Here is an 18,332-nt window from a genome sequence, read left to right on the forward strand (position 1 = left end):
CGATTCATGCAGCTGCGCTCTTACAAGGATGTCGGGCACGACTTCTTCGTCCCCGACTCGTTTGAGGCCCCGATTCTACCGGAGTGGCGCCTAGCAGCTTTCTCGCTGATCCTGCCTATTCCGCAGGCTGCCAGCCTGGCGAAACACGGCGATCCCTTCGATTTCGGCAAAGTGGACGGGTGGCGCTACGGGCGCGACAAGGGCGTGCGCACAATTGAGAACCCTGCCTGGGACAACACCACCCGCCGGTTCCGCAAACCCGTGCAGCGCCTCGGCTACTACGGCGACCCGATCGTCGAGGGCGGCAGGCCCTACTACAACGATGCCCGCAGCCGCTTCATGGATCCGCTGGACGCCTCCGTCGGTGCCGGCTCCGTCGATGTGGACATCGACCTGCACTCTTACAACAGCAGCGCCGGCGACCGCGAAGTGTTCGACCACGAAGAGCTCGAGGAGTTGCTCGCCCGCAATGCGGAGCGGTTGCGCAACCCGGTGCAGGAGGTGCGCGAGAGCACGCTTGCCGACGCCGGCTGGGACCCCCGCATCCACGCCCACCACGTTCTCTTCGAACCGGTGCGCAACGAGACCCTGTTCTACCTGGTCAACTACGACGAGCAGCTGCCGTGGGAGGATCAGAAGCGCGGCGTGCGCGACAGCCACGGACCGGCGACGCTGCGGTTGCTCTCAGCCGAGGTGATGCAGTTCCACGACCTGGAGCTGACCGATCTTGCAGGCGAGGTACCCGAACCTGCGCAAGTGACCAGCGAATTCCTCATCCTGAACGTGGTGGCGGAGAACATCTCCTCGGCCACCTTGGGGTTTTTAAGCGCCACGCTGCGTCGGCCGCGCAACTCCTCGCAGTTCTATAAGCACGACAACTTCTACCGCGAGAGCCCGCCGCAGCTTTACGCGCTGACGAAGTTCACCAACCTCGCCATCGAGCGTATCGACGCCGCCCTGGGCCGCGAACGCTCGATGCGCGTGTCCTCTGAAGGCAGACTGGTGGCCACCGCGGCCGCGCCCGGCCCCGCCGGCACGTTCACCCTCCCGGCGCCTCAGCGCGTGGTGTTTGCCGTGCCCAACCCCGCTAAGCCGGCGAAGTCGCTGCGCCTGACCGAGACGTTGAGCGAAGGCAACAACGGCTCCGTGCCGGACACGATCGGGGCGCCGCTGATCCTGCGTGGCGCCGAGAGCACCTGGGCGTGGCACGAGCAGTGGGCGTGGCAGCTGATGAACGGCGCCGACTCCTACCCCGAGCAGGTGCCCGCCCAGACGAACTCAGCCCGCGACGGCTTCGTGGCGGCGAAGCTGTCGTCGTGGACGATCATGACCTCCGACGAGGGCGTTGCGATGGTGCGCACCAAGTCCGCGAGCCGCGAGGGGATGCGCTACTGGTCGATGGCCGGCACCCGCTTCGTGGACTTGGTGATGCTGCAGATGCGCGCCCAGGCGGGCGAGACGCACTTGCGCAAGTCCCTGCAGATCGTTGGCGAGCAAAGCCAAGTCAAGCGTGAGGGCGACCAGGAGGTACGCCAGCGGGCGCTGCGCGCCGATCTAGACCGCTTAGAGAAGCTGCAGCTCGATCACATCGAGATCCGCGACAAGCTGTGGTTCCGCTCGGTGCCGAACCGCGACATCGACACCCGCATCCTCAAAGGCCTGCAGGACGCGACCGATTTCGACCAGCTGCGCGACGACTTCGACTCGAAGGTTGACTCCCGCCAAGACGTGATCGGCACCCAGTTCGAGCAGCTTTCCGGCCAGATCGCCGAAGCCGAGGCGAAGCGCGCCGAGGCGATGAACCTAGTGCTCGGTTTCGTCGCCGCCGCAATCGGTGCGCCGGACTGGGCGGACGCCGCCGGCGTGGAGTCGCTCGGCGGGATGCTGCTGCTCGGCCTGATCATCTTCGTCGCGATGTTCGTGGTAGTTGCGCTAATGCAGGCCGCGTTCAAGATGACGCGGCGCCGCTAGAGTTTCCGCCTTGGGGCATGCCCCAAGGCGCTTACTCCTCGTCGGTGGACAGCGCCGCGACGAAGGCCTCCTGCGGCACAGTGACCGAGCCGATGGACTTCATGCGCTTCTTGCCGGCTTTCTGCTTTTCCAGCAGCTTGCGCTTACGCGAAATGTCGCCGCCGTAGCACTTGGACAGCACGTCCTTGCGCAGCGCGCGAATGTTTTCACGCGCGATGATCTTCGACCCGATCGCCGCCTGCACCGGCACCTCGAACTGCTGGCGCGGGATGAGCTCTTTGAGCTTCTTCGTCATCTTGTTGCCGTACCACTGCGCGGAGTCCTTGTGCACGATGGCGGAGAACGCATCCACCGGCTCACCCTGGAGCAGGATGTCCACCTTCACCAAATCGGCTTCCTGTTCGCCGGCGTCTTCGTAGTTCAAAGACGCGTAGCCTTTGGTGCGGGACTTCAGCATGTCGAAGAAGTCAAAGATGATCTCGCCCAAAGGCATGATGTAGCGCAGCTCAACGCGGTCCTCGGAGAGGTACTCCATGTTCTTCATGGTGCCGCGCTTGGACTGGCACAGCTCCATCGTGGTGCCCACGAATTCCTGCGGGACGATGATGGTCATGTTCACGATCGGCTCGTAGACAGCCTGCAGCTTGCCGCCCGGCCAGTCGGACGGGTTGTGCACGACCTGCTCTGAGCCGTCCTCGGCCACCACGCGGTAGGTCACACTCGGTGCGGTAGAGATCAGGTCGAGGTCGAACTCGCGCTCGAGGCGGTCGCGGGTGATCTCCATGTGGAGCAGCCCGAGGAAGCCGCAGCGAAAGCCGAAGCCAAGGGCCACAGAGGTTTCGGGTTCCCAGGTCAACGAGGCGTCGTTAAGCTGGAGCTTTTCTAGCGATTCGCGCAGGTCGGGGAAGTCTTCCTGCGAGACTGGGAACAAGCCCGAGTAGACCATGGGCTTGACTTCCTCGAACCCCTCGAGTGGGTCGGCGGCGCCTTTGGAGGCCCAGGTGACCGTGTCGCCGACGCGGGTCTCGCGGACGTCTTTCACGCCGGTGATCAAATAGCCCACCTCGCCTGGGCCGAGGCCTTTGGTCTTTTTCATCGTCGGCGAGACGACACCGATCTCGAGGATTTCGTGGCGGGTGCCGGTGTTCATCATCTGCACCTGCTGGTTGGGCAGCAGTTTGCCGTCGACCATGCGGATGTAGGTGACCACGCCGCGGTAGGTGTCGTAGACCGAGTCGAAGATCAGCGCACGGGCGGGCGCGTCTTCGGCGTGGTCTGAGCTGGGGGCGGGGATGAGTTCGACGACCTTGTCCAGAAGCTCGGGCACGCCCTCGCCGGTCTTGCCGGAGACGCGCAGCACCTCCTCGGGCTCGCAGCCGATGATGTTGGCGATTTCCAGCGCGTACTTCTCCGGGTCCGCTGCCGGCAGGTCAATCTTGTTTAGCACCGGGATGATCTCAAGATCGTTCTCCATGGCCATGTAGAGGTTGGCCAGGGTTTGGGCTTCGATGCCCTGCGCTGCGTCGACAAGCAAAATAGCTCCCTCACACGCGTCGAGCGAGCGGGAGACCTCGTAAGAGAAGTCGACGTGGCCAGGCGTGTCAATCATCTGGAGCACGAACTGCTGGCCGGCGAGCTCGCCCGTGCCGACGGTCCACGGCAGGCGCACGTTTTGGGCTTTGATGGTGATGCCGCGCTCGCGCTCGATGTCCATGTTGTCCAGGTACTGGTCGCGCATCTCGCGCGCGTCCACAACGTTGGAGAGCTGGAGGATGCGGTCGGCCAAGGTGGACTTGCCGTGGTCGATGTGCGCGATGATGCAGAAGTTCCGGATTTGCTCCGGGTTGGTGAAGGTCTCTTCCGCGAAGTTCCTCGTCTGGGCAGCCATAATTGGAACATCCTACCGGCCGTGTCAGCCAGAAGAAATACGGCAGCAATTGGGTAGACATTGGGTACAGTAGCCGGTATGTCCAGGCGGAAGTTCCTGCGCAGAAAGCAGCGCATCGGTTCACTCGACCAGGGACTTGCGCTGCTCAACGAGCGTCTTGCCAGCCCCAACCCGCAGCGTCGCTCGAGGCTTGCCGCGCGCGTGGGTGTGCAGCCGACCAGCAAAATCGCGCGCAACGTCTACTACGCACCGGATATGGACGGCAATGCCGAGCCTGGCGAGGTGGTGTGGGTGACCGTACCCTCGCAGCCCCCGGCGGAGCGCTCCATGCTGGTCGTGGGGCGCGACCAGCACGTGGTCATCGGCCTGCTCATCTCCCCCGATAAGACGCATTCAGAGGATCCGCGCTGGCTAGGCATCGGCTGCGGCGAGTGGGAGGCATCCGGCGAGCCGTGCTGGGTGCGGCTGGATAAGACCATTCACGTGCCCGAGATCGATGTCCACCGCCGCGGGACGATCTTGCCGCAGCTGCGCTTCGAGCGCATTGCCGCGCGCCTGCGCGACCGCTACGACTGGGGCTAGAGAATTTTCTGATTCCCGCCCTGGGCTGCTAGGTTTGAGAAGTTATTTCGGCGCAACGGGTGTGCGGTGCTACGCGGGCAGGACCTTGGGTCCGCGTTCATAGCCAAAGTTCCGCGCGTGATGCCCAGCCGGTGACATTTCCATCGATCACTTTCCAAGAGGTGCAATACATATGGCAAACATCAAGCAGCAGCAGAAGCGCGTGCTCACCAACGAGAAGCGTCGTCAGCGCAACAAGTCCGTGCGCAGCGCGACTCGTACGGAGATCCGCAAGTTCCGCGAGGCTGTCGAGTCCGGCGACAAGGCCGCAGCTGAGGCTCAGCTGCGCGTTGCGTCCCGCAAGCTGGACAAGGCCGTGACCAAGGGCGTCTTCCACCGCAACTCCGCGGCGAACAAGAAGTCCAACATGGCACGTGCCCTGAACAAGATGGACTAACCGCCGAACATTTTCGCGGTTTCTACGGCGCTGGGGTGACCGGCGTGCGGATCAGCCCCCGCGCTGAGAAGCACCCTCACCACAGCGTCTTCTTTTTTGAACACGGCCCCAGCCAGCGGTGTCTGTCCCCGAGCATTTTGCTTATCGACGTCCGCGTGGCGCCCCACTAGCCCTTCCACCAGCTCAGCGTGCCCGCTATAGGCCGCGAGCATGAGCAGGGTGTTGCCGTCCTGGTTGGTGAGGTTGACGTCAACACCGTGGTCGACGTAGTCCAGCAGCGCCATGTCACCGGTTCGAGCCATGTCGAAGAGCTTGGCGGCGAATTCCTGCACGTCTTCTGGCACCGTGCTCATGACAATCCATTCTGCGTAATCGTGATCATGCTGTCGGAGGCTACACTGCGCGCCTTTTAGAACCGAAGCCCCCGCACAGCAGTGGCGAGGGTGACCTCGAGCAGCTCCCGTTTGCGCTGCTCGGGAGCATCCCGCAGCGCACCCGAGGTGCACAACACTGAGATGCCGTGCACGGCCGACCACAGCGCGACGCCGGCACTGAACTGCGCCTCCTCATCGGCGGCTGCGAACCCCGCTCCTTCAATCTCACCGACGAGCTCCAGCAACTGCGCAAACGGGTTGTCGTTCGCGTCGGCTCCCTCCGGTATTTCGAATCCGCTGGCAAGGCACCGAAATAGCATCCGTTGGTTTAGCGCAAACTCGAAGTAGCCACGGCCGGCGGCGATCACTCGTTCGGTCGCCGGAGCATCGGAAGGTAGTTGCGACACCGCATCGTGCATCGCTTGCCCAAGTGCGTCGCCCGCGGCATCGCGGACTGCGTCCAGCAGCGATTCTTGCCCCGGAAAGTGCCGGTATGCGGCTGACGGCGAAACACCGGCGCGTCGTGCGATCTCTCTCAAACCCACTGCCTCGGGCCCGCCCTCGGCGGCTAGCTCCACGCCGATTCGGATCATCTCTTCGCGCAAGTTGCCGTGGTGATACGGCTTGGTGTTGACAGTGTTCACACCGAAAGTATACTGAACTCGCCATGTAGACACCGTTCACATGGCGTGTGCCACCACCGCCCCGTCTCTGTCCCTCCGTCCGATCGAGGAGCCCTCGTGGATTTACTACTGCTGTCTCTTTTGCTTGTGACCGGTTTCGTAGGCTGCGCGGAATTTGGATCGGTTGCCCTCGTCCACCCTGTGATTCGGCGCCTCCCCGTCGAATCCCAGGTGGTGATTGAGAAAGGCTTGCTGCGAACCTTTGGGCTCGTGATGCCGCTAGGAATGACTGCCGCGGCGGTTCTTGCTGGCTTCGGTGCGTCCCGCTACGGCACCGTCTGGCTTGGAATCGCGGCCGGGGTGCTCACCATCGCGTTGTTAGTGACGGTCTTCGGCAACGTCCCGTTGAACTTCTGGACGGGCCGCATCCCGAACGGCGAGGTACCAGCCGACTTTCGCACCAAACGCCGACGGTGGGACGTATATCAAGCCGTACGCGGCTCGCTGCAGTTGCTCGGCTTCGTCCTGGTTTGCATCAGCACCGCCGCATCCTAAGCCCGTAGATAGCCCCTCCCCGCCTTGACCACTTGGAGCCATTCATGTTGACACTCACCCGCCCCTCCCGCACCGCCGCCGGTTCTCTGCTGCTTGCCATGCTCGGTATCGAGCTCGGCGGCAACTACATCCTCGACCTCGTCCAAGACAAAGCTCCTGCCACGGAGTTCCAACAGACTTTTGCTCGAGCCGGGCACGGCCACGCGGGAGCGTTGGCGACGCTGGGGCTAGCCACCATCGTGCTCACGGATGCTGCAGGTCTCTCCGGCATCCGGGGACACATTGCGCGCTGGGCGGTACCCGTCTCTGCGGTGATCATGCCAGCAGGATTCTTCTTCTCCTCGGCCGGGCAAGGTGCCACCAAACCTAACGCGTTCTACCCACTGATCTACGTGGGGGCAGGCACACTTGCCACCGGGCTCGTGGTCCTCGGTGGCAGCTTGTTGTCGGAAAGCATCCGGGGCACGGGCTCGGTTTAGGACGCCAGCTCCGCGATCTGGCGTACTGCGTTCTCCACGGCGAACTCGATGTCGCCGCCTTGGCCTTTGACCTCTGCGTCAAGGTCGGCGACGATGATCACCGCCTCCGTAATGCTGGCGGGCGACCATTGGCGCGCAACCTGCATGGTCTTCTTTGCCACATACGGGTGCATGCCCACCTGTTTCGCTAACTGGTCCGGGTTGCCGCGCACCCCGTGCAGCTTGGCCACGTCGCTCACCTTGCGTGCGAGCGCTGCCGCGATCGCCACCGGCGAAGTGCCCAGCTGCAGTGCTCGACGCGTCGACGCAAGCGCCCGGTCCGCGCGCCCCAGTATGGCCTGGTCCGCGATGTCGAAACCTGCGACTTCTGCGACTCCTGTGTAGTAGTCCCGCACCGCAGCAACGGTGATCTCGCCTTCCGTGTCCGCCACGAGCTGGCTCACAGCGGAGGCGAGTTCACGCAGTTCGGAACCCACGGACTCGAGCACCGCGGCGACCACGTCCGGCGTCGGTCGCGCTCCGTGGCGCTGGAATTCCTTGGCCACCCAGGCATGGCGGTCGCGTTCTTTCAGAGCATTGACCTGGTGCGTTTGAGCGATCTTTTGAAACTTTGGCACCATTTGCTTCTGTCGCCCCCCACCGGTGTGCTGGATGATCAGCGTCATTCCGGGAGCCGGGTCAACGCATGCCTGGAGCAGTGTTGCGGTGGGTTCCTTGCCTGCTAGCTCAGTGTTCTTGAGCACGAGGATGCGATCTTCGGCGAACAACGAGGGGCTGGTCGCCTGAGCGATCTCACCTTCCGTCACCTCGGAGGCACGAAGCGTAGCTACCTCCGCGTTCGGCCCGACATCGGCGATGATCTCTTTGGTGGCGCGCTCGGCGAGGAACTCGTCGTCGCCCAGCACAAGGTGGACGGGGTTGTGCATGCGCTTCATTCTATGGCTCCCGCGTGCCGTCAGCGCGCAGGGTCACTGGCCCATCGCGGTTTGGATAGATCACCGGAACGCCCTGCGGCGTCATCGCGGGTCGCTTCGTGGGCGGCCCGGATTCGAGGACCACTACGAGCTGAGTACCGGGGGGCACCGGCTCGATACCTGTCTTCGACGCGACCACGTGCGCACGTAGCGTCGATTGATCGACGACGGGCGCCTGCGGCGCGAGAGACGGCACCACCATTATGACGGCGGTCAGAGCAAGTGTGAGCCTGGTTCGCTTTGCGACGATCCCCGCAACCACCCACCCATACAGCACCAGCGCGGTCAACGGTGCCGCCGGCATTGTAGCGACCGGCAATCCTGCACCGACCTTGGCCACCGTATGCACCCACCACGCCATGGGTTCGATGCACCACAACAATGGCACCTCAAGCCCGCCCGGTAGCAGGCTAAGTACGACTGCGACGAGCCCCAAGATGGTTATCGGTGCGACCACCGGGGCGACGAGGACGTTGGCGGCGACCGAGACAAGCGAGACACGTCCGGCCATGAGCGCGACAATGGGCATGGTGACCACGTCTGCGGCGATCGCTACCGCCAGTGCACGCACCAGGATGTCCGGCCAGCCGGTAACCGCGAGCGCGGTGTACAGCAACGGACTCAAAGCAACGATCCCGGCGGTTGCGACGACAGACAGTGCGAACCCGTAACGCACTGCGAGATCGGTGTCCGCGAGCACCAGCCCTATGACGGATAAGCACAACGCGTGAAGTGGCTCCGCGCGGGTGGATGCCACCACAGCCACCAGACCCACCAGCCCCGTCACAGAAGCGCGCAGCACGCTGGGTTCGGGACCAACTAATGCGGCGAAACTTAGCAGCGCCACCGCAGCGCCTGCCAGCCGGAGGTAAAGGTTCAATCTCAGCGCTGTAGCAAGGAGGACAGCCGCCGTGGTGACGATCGCTACGTTCGAGCCCGATACAGCCGAAAGGTGGCTCAGACCAGTATCGATGTAGGCCTGTTCCTCAGCCGCAGTCTGCGCAGTTGTGTCGCCAAGCACCATGCCAGGGATCAACCCGCGTGAGCTGGGTCCGACAGTGGCTTCGACAGATGCTCCAAAGATTGCCCGCACCCGCAGCGCAAGTGCAGCTAAACCGGTTGGTGGCGCTTCCAGCTCGAGGGTTCCGCTGAGCACATAGGGGTTCACGCCGACCCGGCCGGATTCTTGCAGCGTGCCGGATGCGGTAACCGTCGTGCCCGCAGCGATCCCATCAGGAACTGAGTCGCTGAATACTGCGAGCGTAGACGGATGTCCAGAAGGAGCAAGACGGGTGAGCCACGATCCGTTCTCCAACTGCTTAGGTTGCCCGCTCACTGTCGCCGTGATGGGTTGGGCGAAATCCCAACCCGCGGCGATATGGGTACGCACCGCAGCGACAATCGCCGACGCGAACCCAAGAGCGGAAATCAGTACAGCTTGCCCCCGCTCCCCTACGAGGAAGCAACCGCCAGCAACTAACGCCGCGCCGACCACCGCAACGCAAAGGCCCTGAGTGAGAACGGCGATTGCGGCGAACCACACCACCAGCGCGGCGGGGACGAGCCGCAGTTCGCTCACAGCGCAACCTGGTCCTTGAGCGCCTCAAACTTCGCTGGTCCGATTCCTTTAACGTCCATGAGCGCTTCCAACGTGGTGAATGGACCATTAGCCTCCCTGTGCGCGACGATAGCAGCGGCAGTGGCATCACCAATGCCCGGTAATGCGGTGAGTTCTGTGGCTGAAGCGGAGTTGATCGAAATTAATCCAGTTCCACCTGGAGAGCCTGGGGGCGCCGCGACCGGAGCCGCCTCGCCAATGGCGGTCACGTGGATCTGTTGCCCATCGACGAGTAGCTGCGCGTGATTGAGCGCGATGAGATCGGCGTGCGGGTGGGGCTGCGCGATGTTTAGCGCATCCGCAACGCGAGCGCCTTGGTTAAGTGTGACCAGCCCGGGGTTGGCCACCTCACCCACGACCGAGACGACGACCTGCTCGGGAGCGTGGGATTCCGTGGCGACAGTGTCCCAGGATGCGGCGTTGACGGTCGCGTCCGAAGCGTGGGTGAGCGACCACCCCGCCCATCCTCCGACGAGGGCGAGCGCCACCGCCGACGCAGCGAGGGCTTGTTTCGGCTCGACATGGAAACGAGGCGAGGGGTACTGAACGGGAAGGAGGTCCTCTTCCCCTGTTGGCCGGGTCAGTTCCTTGATGCGGTCGGTGGCGCTCATAGCGCTCAGCCTACGATAGCATCTAGCGAAATAAAAGAACCACAATCAAAACTGTGGATAACCCGGATTTGGGCTATCCACAGGAAACCAGCTAGCGGTAGCGCACTTGGTCAACGAAACGGCCGAATTCATCGGAGACTTGGTTGTCCCACTCCGACGGCCAGAGGAAGTAGCGGCCGTGGTTGCCGCCATTGAACTGCGAACCTTGCAGGGTCTGTACCGAAAGGTCACACACGCCGTCCAATGGTAGGCAGTAGTTCACGCGGTTCGGAGTACCGGCTGCGGTCTTGGTGTTGAACGGCAAGAAGCCGAGCGCGCCGCCCGCGCCGCCGCCTGCGACACCGACCGTGGTCGGGTCTTCCGGCGCGGTGTTCGGGTTGCCGAAGTAGACCACGCCAGCCAGCTGGCCACGGCGCGACAGCTCACGCTCGTGCTCCAGGAGAATCATCGCGCCCTGCGAGTAGCCGGTGAGAATGTAGCTAGGGCGGCAGCCGGTTGCAGCTTCGTAATCGTTGACCTGCTGCATCACGCCGATTCGGCCGAGCCGGACAGAGTCGCTGAACTCATTCGCTGCGCGTCGCGCGGTGCGCAGCGTAGGCACGGTGTATTCAAGCGCCAGCAGGAGGGCCTGGGCGGCGGTACTGGGGACGGATACGGCCGGCACGTCGTACTCCGGGTAGATCGCCGGGTAGTAGCTCGGCTCGAGGCCGAGCACCTCGACATCCTTCATCAACGAGACGCCACCGTGGGTGGCGCGGTAGCGGTTCTCCGCGTGGCGGAAAAACGCGCGCATGGTCTCACCCTCCCAGCCGTTGGATACCCAGGGAGCCTCTGTGGAGTAGCTGGTGCGGTGGATCTGACCATTCTGACCCGAGCCACGCGCAGCAATGACAGCGACAGAGGGGCATCGATGCTGGGCTTCAGCCTTCGGGGCTGCAAGGGCAGGAACCAGAATGGTGCCAACAAGCACAGCGATTGCGGCGATCAGCACAAGACGAGCACGCAGAGCAAGAGAAGTACGCACGCGAGCAGTGTACCGGCAACCGGCGAACTCGGCAGCGCGAATTAGGACCCCTCAGCAGCGAAGACCACCGAAAGACCGACTGCACCGGGCCCGGCGTGCACCGCCAGGACGTCAACCAGCGGCTCTACGAGCACCTGTGATCCACGCGGAAGTACCTCATCGAGTGTGCTGGCGATCTGCTCAGCGGCACCATCGGAATCCACGTGCTGAACCGCGGCAAACACCGGCTGGTCACCGGCACGCTCCATCACCAATTCTGCGAGCCGTGAGAATGCCTTCGTCTGGGTGCGGGTCTTCGCTGCAACCTCAAACTTGCCGGCATGCAACCGCAGAATGGGTTTTGTGGCAAGCAGTGTGGCAGACAAAGCGGTGCCCGTCGACAAGCGACCCGACTTGCGAAGTCCCTCGAGTTGCTGGAGGTAGACCCAGGTTTCGGACCGCTTGATTGTAGAAACGGCCATCGCTTCGCACTCGTCGAGCGACGCCCCCTCACGCGCAAGTGTCGCGGCAGCCATCGCGGCCGCACCGATCGCCATGCCTGCGGTGTCAGTGTCCACCACCCGCACGGTGTCAGGAAATACTGCAGATGCAGTGACGGCAGCTGACCAGGTGGATGACAGGGTCTTCGCTAGGTGCAATGCCACGACCCCGTCGTCGCCACCGCGTTCCAGCTGGCGCGCGTATGCGGCAGTGAGTTCAAGTGCGGTCAGCCCGGAGGTCGATACCTCACTCTCCGGTTCTTCCATGACGTGCATGTCCACGACGGTGATGCCGAGATCGTCGGCGATCTCTCGCGGCAAGCCGGCGGCCGAATCCACCACTACGCGTACAGTCATTACACGTTCAACCCCTGATTCCACGCTTCTAGGTACCACTGGACACCTTTCGGGTCGCCCAACCCAGCCTCCTCAACACTGTGGCCCTCGCGGTAGCGCGGCATCGCCTGCAGGCGCGCCATGTTGGTGTTGGACAAGCTTTTGAGCAGCGGGTACTGGCCTTCGTCTAACCCGAGCAGGTTGGATGTGAGCGCAGAGATCGTGCCGCCGTGCGCCACGAGCAGCACCGCGGAACCATCCCAGCCGTCGTATGTGACCATGAGCTCATCGACAACGGGTCGTGCCCGGCGCGCAACGTCGAGGCGACTCTCGCCCGCCGGCGGCGCCCAACCGGCGTTGTTGCGCCAGTGCGCACGAATGCCAGCTGAAGCTTGGTCGACTTCCTCGTGGGTTTTGCCCTGCCAGTCCCCGAGGTGCGTCTCGCGCAGGCGCCGATCTTCAGTCAGCTCAAGCCCCAATACCGCGGCGATGATTTCCGCTGTGCGCTTGGCGCGCACCAAGTCTGAGCTGATGATCCTGGACACCCCGAACTCCCGCATGAGCAACGCTGCGGCGCGCGCCTGCTCCACCCCTCGAGCAGAGAGTTCCGTATCAAGCTGGCCTTGCATCCTGCGGGTGGCGTTGTACTCCGTCTGACCGTGCCGCAGGAGAATGAGGCGTCGACTCTTTACCATTCGTCGGCGTCGGGGCCTTCGCCCGCAAGCGGTAGGTCTTCGATGCGTTCTGCCTCGCGCGTCTGCTCCGCGTCATCAGAGAACGTGCCCGGGCGCTGGTACTCCGGCACACCCTCAACGGCAATCACCGGGCAGTCCGCGTACAGGCGATCCAGCCCGTAGAAGTCGCGCTCAGCGTCGCGCTGCACGTGGACCACAAAGTTGCCGTAATCCAGTAGCACCCAGCGGTTCTCCCGGTTGCCTTCACGGCGCTTCGGCTCCGCGCCCGCGTCGGTAAGCTCCGCCTCGACTTCCTCGACGATGGAGGCGACCTGGCGCTCGTTGTCGGCGGAGGCGATGACAAAGATGTCAGTGATCGCCATGACGTTAGAAACGTCAATCACCGCGATGTTGGTTGCTAGCTTCTCGTCGGCGGCCTTCGCTGCGATGGTTGCCTGGTCGATGGAGATCTGCGAAGCAGTCAAGAATTACGTCCTTTGGTGTCGCTGCTTGGGTAGCTGCTGTGGTTTAAGGGTTTAAGCACAGGTGCGGTTCATTGTCCCACATACAGCTCGTGTTTGGCGATGTACTGCACCACCCCATCCGGCACCAGGTACCACACCGGATGCCCCTCAGCGGCGCGGCGCCGGCAGTCGGTCGAGGAGATCGCCATCGCGGGAATCTCCACCAAGTGCACTCGCTCCTGAATATCCGCGGGCAGTCCGTCTTCGCTCAGCTCGTAGCCAGGACGCGTCACGCCGACGAACTGTGCCAGCTCGAACATCTGGCCCCAGTCGTGCCAGGACATGATCGAGCTCAGCGCGTCCGCGCCAGTGATGAAGAACAGCTCCGCATCCGGATACTCCGCACGCAGGTCCCGCAGCGTATCGATGGTGTAGGTCGGCCCGCCGCGGTCAATGTCCACGCGCGAGACATTGAACATCGGGTTCGACGCGGTGGCAATCACCGTCATCAGATACCGGTCCTCTGCCGGGGAGATCTTCCTGTCCGCCTTCTGCCACGGCTGGCCGGTAGGCACGAAGAGCACCTCATCCAGCCCGAAGCGGTGCGCCGCCTCGCTCGCCGCAACCAGGTGGCCGTGGTGGATGGGGTCGAAGGTGCCGCCCATCACACCGATGCGCCGCGCAGGTTTGGCAGCAGTCATCGAATCTGCCCCTCCCCCTCAAGAATCCACTTCGTGGTCGTGAGCTCCGGCAGCGCCATGGGCCCTCGCGCGTGCAGCTTCTGCGTGGAAATGCCGATCTCAGCACCCATGCCGTAGACCTCCCCGTCGGTGAACGCCGTCGACGCGTTGAGCATCACCGCCGCGGAATCGACGCGGTCCGCAAACCGCCGCAAAGCGAACGCGTTCTTTGATGCGATCGCGTCCGTATGGCCCGTCGAAAAGCGAGCGATGTGCGCGATCGCCCCATCCACCCCTTCGACTTCGGCGACCGCAATGTCCATGGAAAGGTACTCGTCGGCCCAATCAGTCTCGGTCGCCTCCACAATGTCGGTTGCACCAAGGGCTTCAAGCTTATCGACGGCCCCGTGAACCGTAACTCCAGCATCCTGCAGCGCGCAGATGACCTTGAGCTTGTCAGCGTCGGGCAGATTGGCATCAATGAGCGCGGTCTCGGTGGCGTTGCAGACGGAGACGCGGCGGGTCTTGCCGTTGAGCAGCATCGTGATCGCCATGTCGAGATCCGCATCTTTGTCGATGTAGAAGTGGCAGTTGCCGGTACCGGTCTCGATGGCGGGCACAGTGGCGTTTTCCACGACAGCGTTGATCAGGTTCGCTCCGCCGCGCGGAATCACCACGTCCACGAGGCCGCGGGCGGTGATGAGGTCCTGGACCGAATCGTGCGTCTCGCACGGCAGGAGCTGCACCGCCTCGCGAGGCAGATCGTGGGCCTCAAGCACGTCCTGGAGGATTTCCACCAGCTTTGCGTTCGAAGTGCGCGCCGACTTCGAGCCGCGCAACAGTGCCACGTTGCCGGACTTCAGGGCAAGGCCGAACGCGTCGACGGTGACGTTCGGGCGGGCCTCGTAAACCATGCCCATGACACCAAGCGGGACGCGGACCTGCCGCATGGCGATGCCGTTATCCATGGTGTGGCCGCGCAACACCTCCCCCACCGGATCCTCCAGGCCCGCGACCTGGCGTAGCCCTCCGGCGATGCCACTGATGCGATCCTCGCTGAGTGCAAGGCGGTCCAAGAGCGACTCAGCCATACCGGCGGCGCGGCCAGCGTCGATGTCATACTGGTTCGCCTCGAGGATCTCCGCCGCGCGGGACTCAAGCGTGTCCGCCGCAGCGAGCAGCGTCTCGTTCTTCTTCGGCGTGCTCAGCGTGGCAAGCGTTGGCGCGACCTGCTTCGCGGCGCGGGCCTTGGCGAGAACTTCCTCGCGTTCTGCCTGGCGTTGTGCGGTGGGCTCAGTCATGGGGCAATCGTAGCGGAGTTGCAGTCTGACATTGTCATACTCTAGTGAAGATCGAACTCGTTGCCGGGCACCATCACGCCCTTGACAAAGCTGTAACCCCAAACTCACGATGAAGATATGACTGAAATCCTGCTAACGGGCGTACCTGATGATCTCCTTCGCCGCTTGGAGGATCGCGCCCGGAAATCAAATCTCACCATCTCGGACGTGATTATTCGCGAACTCGCCGGACGCGAAACCAAATTGCCGACGGATGAGGCATTGGCTCAGCTGGCAGCGCTAGAGCCCGTTTTAGACGAGGACGAAACCATTGCCGAGTCTGTGCGAGCTGAGAGAGATTCACGCTAATGGTTCTTGACACCTCTGCGTTTGTAGAGTTGCTCATGAACTCGGAAAAGGGTCGAGAAGTCGCAACGCTGCTAGCTGATGATGGGTACACGTTATCTGCACCACAACTGTTGGTAACGGAGGTGGTCCAAGTCCTGCGCAGGAGAACCCGAGCAGGGTTAGTCAGTCCATCCAGGGCTAGTGCTGCACTCGCCATACTCACACGAATGGATGTCAGGCTGTACGACCACCTTCCTCTCACCGACCGGGTTTGGGAACTGCGAGACAACCTCTCAGCCTACGATGCAACGTTCGTCGCGCTAGCCGAAGCTCTCCATGAACCTCTGGTGACTTGCGATGCGCGGCTGGCTAAGAACCCGGCCTCCGAAGCCGCGGTCGTACTCATCGGTGGAACCTAGTATCCGGCGTCGACGTCGACCTCGGTCTGCATCTTCTCCCCGGCCTGGAAGAGCTCCCAGTTCTTCGCGGTAAGAGGGCCCACGCGGCGCTTCATGTACCGCGGAATGTTCGCGGTGTGCGGTGTGATCACGCATGTGTCCAGGTCCCACAGCGGGTGGTCGGACGGCAGCGGCTCGGGGTCGGTGACATCGAGACCAGCTCCACCGATTGCGCCGTTTCGCAGCGCCTCGGTGAGGGCATCGGTGTCAATCAGCGGGCCGCGGCCCACGTTGACCACAACCGCGGTGTCCTTCATCTTGGCCAGCACATCGGCGTCGACAATGTGTCGGGTCTGGTCGGTGAGCGGAGTGAGCAGCACAAAGATGTCGTTGTCGGCCCACACCTCGTCGGCCTCGTCGATCTTCACCGTGCGCGCAGCACCTTCGACGTCGTTGCCGGAGCGGTTCACCGCCGTGACCTCGACGCCAAACGGGGCAATGAACTCGATGAGCTTTATGCCGATGCCGCCGGCACCGATCAGGGCGAGCTTCTGGCCGTCGAAAAGGAAACCTGTTTCCTCGGCGAGCTCCTTTTGGTTCCACTCGCGCGAGACGGCCTTGTGGCGGTGCAGCACCGCGAGGATGAGCGCGAGCGTCGACTCTGCAACGGTGTCGTCGTAAAGCCCGGCGGCGTTGGCCCAGCGCACGTCGTGGGCGGTGAGGATACCGGCGGACAGCAGGTTGTCGACGCCCGCGTAGGCGATCTGGACCACCTTGACGCTCTCCGGCAGGGTCTCCGGGAACTCATCCGGGCCGCCGCGGAAGACCAGCATGTCCGGGTTGTCACTGAGCTCGACGAACTCGTGGCCTTCCGCCTCGAGTGCGTGCACGACTTCGTCCCATGGTTTAGGCAAGAATGCGAACTTCATGCCTGCCTAGGATAGCGATCGCGCACGCCGCGCGTCACGGTTTGAGCATCTCCGCAACCAGGTTGCGAACCTTCGCGTCGATGTCGTCGCGCACCAATCGCATGCGCTCCATTCCCTCGATGCCGCGCTCCGAAGGTTCGTCGATAAGCCATTGCTCCAATGTGCCACTGGCGTCAGCGGGCAGATCAACGCTCGCCTCTTGCCCCAGCACGACAACGCGGTCAGCGGAGCGCAAGAGCTTCCCATCAATCGGCTTCGGATGGCCTTTCGCCATGTCCACTCCGACCTCTGCAAGCGCCTCTACCGACTGCTGGTTCAGCGACGCGCCCGGCTCGGTGCCCGCGGAGAACACTTCGAGCCGCTCCCCCGCATGATGCTGGGCCAAAGCCGCAGCCATCTGGGACTTCCCGCTGTTCCGGACGCAGATGAATAGTACTTGAGGCGTAGATTGCATAGTGGCAGTTCCTTCCTAATAGGTTCCCGCTAAGTCGCGGCTGGAGCCGATGAGTGGGCGGGCGGCAAGGCGGGATCCCCCGGGAACAATCTTGGCCCGAGGAACCTCATGACGTAGACGAGCCCGACAAGCACCGGGATCTCGATGAGCGGACCGATCGTGCCGGCGAGTGCTTGGGCGGACGCCGCGCCGAAGGTGCCGATCGATACCGCGATCGCCAGCTCGAAGTTGTTGCCGGCGGCGGTAAAAGCGACGGATGCGGATTGCGCGTACCCCATCCCCGTTGCCTTTGCAACGATGAGCGCCACGGCGAACATGCCCACGAAGTAGATCAACAGCGGCAGCGCCACCCGGGCCACGGTCCACGGGCGTGCGATGATCTGTTCCCCTTGGAGCGAGAAGAGCAGGACAATGGTGTACAGCAGTCCGACCAACGCCAGCGGCGAGATCGCCGGCAGAAAGGTGCGCTCGTACCAGTCGCGGCCCTTGGTCTTCTCGCCGACGATGCGCGAGCACACCCCGGCAAGCAGCGGGATGCCCAGGAAGACCAGCACCGAGGACACGATCGACCAGAACGAAAAGTCCGCGGAAGTCGTGGGAAGGCCCAACCAGCCGGGCAGGATTTGCAAGTAGAACCATCCCAGCACGCCGAACATCGCGACCTGGAATACCGAGTTGATTGCCACCAGCACCGCGGTTGCCTCTCGATCGGCGCAGGCGAGATCGGACCACACGAGCACCATCGCGATGCAGCGCGCCAGTCCGACGATGATCAACCCGGTGCGAAGCTCCGGCTCCTCGGGCAGGAAAGTCCACGCCAGCGCGAACATGAACGCGGGTCCGACGACCCAGTTGAGCACGGTGGAAACGACCATCAACCGGGTGTCGCGCGTCAGCTCGCGGGTTTTGTCGTAGCGCACTTTAGCCAGCGGCGGGTACATCATCACCAGCAGGCCGAGGGCGATCGGAATGGAAATGCCACCCACTTCCAGCCCTTTGAGCACGTGGCCCAGCTCCGGGACCGCATGCCCGAGTGCAAGCCCCAGCGCCATCGCCAGAAGAATCCACACCGGAAGGAACCGGTCAAGGAAAGACAGTCGGGCAGGTTTCGCCTGTATATTGACGTTCATCGATATGAAAACTAGCCTTCATATC

The 18,332-nt window shown here is 63.2% G+C and carries 22 protein-coding genes; 7 read left to right on the forward strand and 15 right to left on the reverse strand.

The features are described from left to right. Window positions 1–6 precede the first annotated feature (6 nt). Window positions 7–1,971, forward strand: a complete 1,965-nt coding sequence (locus CGLAUT_RS09325) for a hypothetical protein (protein ID WP_290184791.1) — start codon at window positions 7–9, stop codon at window positions 1,969–1,971. 31 nt (window positions 1,972–2,002) lie between these two features. Here CGLAUT_RS09325 and lepA read toward each other — a convergent pair whose 3' ends face one another. Then, window positions 2,003–3,859: a translation elongation factor 4 gene (gene lepA, locus CGLAUT_RS09330; protein WP_095660493.1), complete on the reverse strand. Its 1,857-nt coding sequence runs from the start codon at window positions 3,857–3,859 to the stop codon at window positions 2,003–2,005. 78 nt (window positions 3,860–3,937) lie between these two features. Here lepA and CGLAUT_RS09335 point away from each other — a divergent pair, with 78 nt between their 5' ends. Together CGLAUT_RS09335 and rpsT are read left to right on the forward strand one after the other, a co-directional pair. Next, window positions 3,938–4,441 (forward strand): type II toxin-antitoxin system PemK/MazF family toxin, encoded by a 504-nt coding sequence (locus tag CGLAUT_RS09335; protein WP_198304915.1) that lies wholly within the window; start codon window positions 3,938–3,940, stop codon window positions 4,439–4,441. 172 nt (window positions 4,442–4,613) lie between these two features. After that, window positions 4,614–4,877, forward strand: coding sequence for a 30S ribosomal protein S20 (gene rpsT / locus CGLAUT_RS09340; protein WP_095660494.1), 264 nt, complete (start codon window positions 4,614–4,616; stop codon window positions 4,875–4,877). Here the strand turns inward: rpsT and CGLAUT_RS09345 are convergent. Together CGLAUT_RS09345 and CGLAUT_RS09350 are read right to left on the reverse strand one after the other, a co-directional pair. Continuing rightward, window positions 4,874–5,236, reverse strand: a complete 363-nt coding sequence (locus CGLAUT_RS09345; protein ID WP_290187116.1) for an ankyrin repeat domain-containing protein — start codon at window positions 5,234–5,236, stop codon at window positions 4,874–4,876. The two genes, rpsT and CGLAUT_RS09345, sit on opposite strands and share 4 nt — an antisense overlap. A gap of 50 nt (window positions 5,237–5,286) precedes the next feature. Continuing rightward, entirely contained in the window at window positions 5,287–5,895 is a 609-nt protein-coding gene (locus CGLAUT_RS09350; protein ID WP_290184795.1) for a TetR/AcrR family transcriptional regulator, read from the reverse strand. A 96-nt stretch (window positions 5,896–5,991) separates the two neighbouring features. On the opposite strand from CGLAUT_RS09350, the gene CGLAUT_RS09355 reads away from it, so the two are divergent. Next, window positions 5,992–6,429, forward strand: coding sequence for an anthrone oxygenase family protein (locus CGLAUT_RS09355; protein ID WP_095660497.1), 438 nt, complete (start codon window positions 5,992–5,994; stop codon window positions 6,427–6,429). Between the two features lie 44 nt (window positions 6,430–6,473). Next, complete coding sequence (locus CGLAUT_RS09360) at window positions 6,474–6,908, forward strand: hypothetical protein (RefSeq protein WP_095661162.1); 435 nt, start codon at window positions 6,474–6,476, stop codon at window positions 6,906–6,908. On the opposite strand, the gene holA is transcribed toward CGLAUT_RS09360, so the two are convergent. The 9 genes from holA to CGLAUT_RS09405 form a co-directional block, all read right to left on the reverse strand. Then, the gene (gene holA / locus CGLAUT_RS09365) at window positions 6,905–7,843 is read right to left on the reverse strand and encodes a DNA polymerase III subunit delta (RefSeq protein WP_290184798.1); all 939 of its coding nucleotides are present in this window, start codon (window positions 7,841–7,843) and stop codon (window positions 6,905–6,907) included. The genes CGLAUT_RS09360 and holA overlap by 4 nt on opposite strands. A 1-nt stretch (window position 7,844) precedes the next feature. Then, on the reverse strand, window positions 7,845–9,461 hold the full coding sequence (locus CGLAUT_RS09370) for a ComEC/Rec2 family competence protein (protein WP_290184800.1): 1,617 nt from the start codon (window positions 9,459–9,461) through the stop codon (window positions 7,845–7,847). Next, complete coding sequence (locus CGLAUT_RS09375; RefSeq protein ID WP_290184802.1) at window positions 9,458–10,111, reverse strand: ComEA family DNA-binding protein; 654 nt, start codon at window positions 10,109–10,111, stop codon at window positions 9,458–9,460. The genes CGLAUT_RS09370 and CGLAUT_RS09375 overlap by 4 nt, the downstream gene beginning before the upstream one ends. Window positions 10,112–10,202: 91 nt before the next feature. After that, window positions 10,203–11,135, reverse strand: a complete 933-nt coding sequence (locus tag CGLAUT_RS09380; protein ID WP_290184803.1) for a hypothetical protein — start codon at window positions 11,133–11,135, stop codon at window positions 10,203–10,205. A 41-nt stretch (window positions 11,136–11,176) separates the two neighbouring features. Further along, window positions 11,177–11,971, reverse strand: a complete 795-nt coding sequence (locus CGLAUT_RS09385; protein WP_290184805.1) for a DegV family protein — start codon at window positions 11,969–11,971, stop codon at window positions 11,177–11,179. After that, complete coding sequence (locus tag CGLAUT_RS09390; protein ID WP_290184807.1) at window positions 11,971–12,645, reverse strand: histidine phosphatase family protein; 675 nt, start codon at window positions 12,643–12,645, stop codon at window positions 11,971–11,973. Before CGLAUT_RS09390 ends, CGLAUT_RS09385 begins: the two co-directional genes overlap by 1 nt. Beyond that, window positions 12,639–13,109 carry a ribosome silencing factor gene (gene rsfS, locus CGLAUT_RS09395; RefSeq protein WP_095660504.1) on the reverse strand — a complete coding sequence of 157 codons (471 nt, stop codon included), beginning with the start codon at window positions 13,107–13,109 and terminating at the stop codon, window positions 12,639–12,641. The genes CGLAUT_RS09390 and rsfS overlap by 7 nt, the downstream gene beginning before the upstream one ends. 68 nt (window positions 13,110–13,177) lie before the next feature. After that, the gene (gene nadD, locus CGLAUT_RS09400) at window positions 13,178–13,789 is read right to left on the reverse strand and encodes a nicotinate-nucleotide adenylyltransferase (protein WP_290184810.1); all 612 of its coding nucleotides are present in this window, start codon (window positions 13,787–13,789) and stop codon (window positions 13,178–13,180) included. Continuing rightward, window positions 13,786–15,069, reverse strand: a complete 1,284-nt coding sequence (locus CGLAUT_RS09405; protein WP_290184812.1) for a glutamate-5-semialdehyde dehydrogenase — start codon at window positions 15,067–15,069, stop codon at window positions 13,786–13,788. The genes nadD and CGLAUT_RS09405 overlap by 4 nt, the downstream gene beginning before the upstream one ends. A 117-nt stretch (window positions 15,070–15,186) precedes the next feature. Between CGLAUT_RS09405 and CGLAUT_RS09410 the strand changes: the two genes are divergently transcribed. Next, window positions 15,187–15,417 (forward strand): hypothetical protein, encoded by a 231-nt coding sequence (locus CGLAUT_RS09410; protein ID WP_290184814.1) that lies wholly within the window; start codon window positions 15,187–15,189, stop codon window positions 15,415–15,417. Next, window positions 15,417–15,815 (forward strand): type II toxin-antitoxin system VapC family toxin, encoded by a 399-nt coding sequence (locus tag CGLAUT_RS09415; protein WP_301925008.1) that lies wholly within the window; start codon window positions 15,417–15,419, stop codon window positions 15,813–15,815. Before CGLAUT_RS09410 ends, CGLAUT_RS09415 begins: the two co-directional genes overlap by 1 nt. Here the strand turns inward: CGLAUT_RS09415 and CGLAUT_RS09420 are convergent. From CGLAUT_RS09420 to arsB, 3 genes are read right to left on the reverse strand one after another with little or no spacing between them, the layout of a single operon-like run. After that, window positions 15,812–16,723, reverse strand: coding sequence for a D-isomer specific 2-hydroxyacid dehydrogenase family protein (locus tag CGLAUT_RS09420; RefSeq protein ID WP_290184816.1), 912 nt, complete (start codon window positions 16,721–16,723; stop codon window positions 15,812–15,814). The genes CGLAUT_RS09415 and CGLAUT_RS09420 overlap by 4 nt on opposite strands. A gap of 34 nt (window positions 16,724–16,757) precedes the next feature. After that, window positions 16,758–17,177 (reverse strand): arsenate-mycothiol transferase ArsC, encoded by a 420-nt coding sequence (locus CGLAUT_RS09425; protein ID WP_290184818.1) that lies wholly within the window; start codon window positions 17,175–17,177, stop codon window positions 16,758–16,760. 29 nt (window positions 17,178–17,206) lie between these two features. Continuing rightward, entirely contained in the window at window positions 17,207–18,307 is a 1,101-nt protein-coding gene (arsB, locus tag CGLAUT_RS09430; RefSeq protein WP_290184820.1) for an ACR3 family arsenite efflux transporter, read from the reverse strand. Window positions 18,308–18,332 lie beyond the last annotated feature (25 nt).

It is taken from the genome of Corynebacterium glaucum, assembly GCF_030408855.1.
Classification (GTDB): Bacteria; Actinomycetota; Actinomycetes; order Mycobacteriales; family Mycobacteriaceae; genus Corynebacterium; species Corynebacterium glaucum.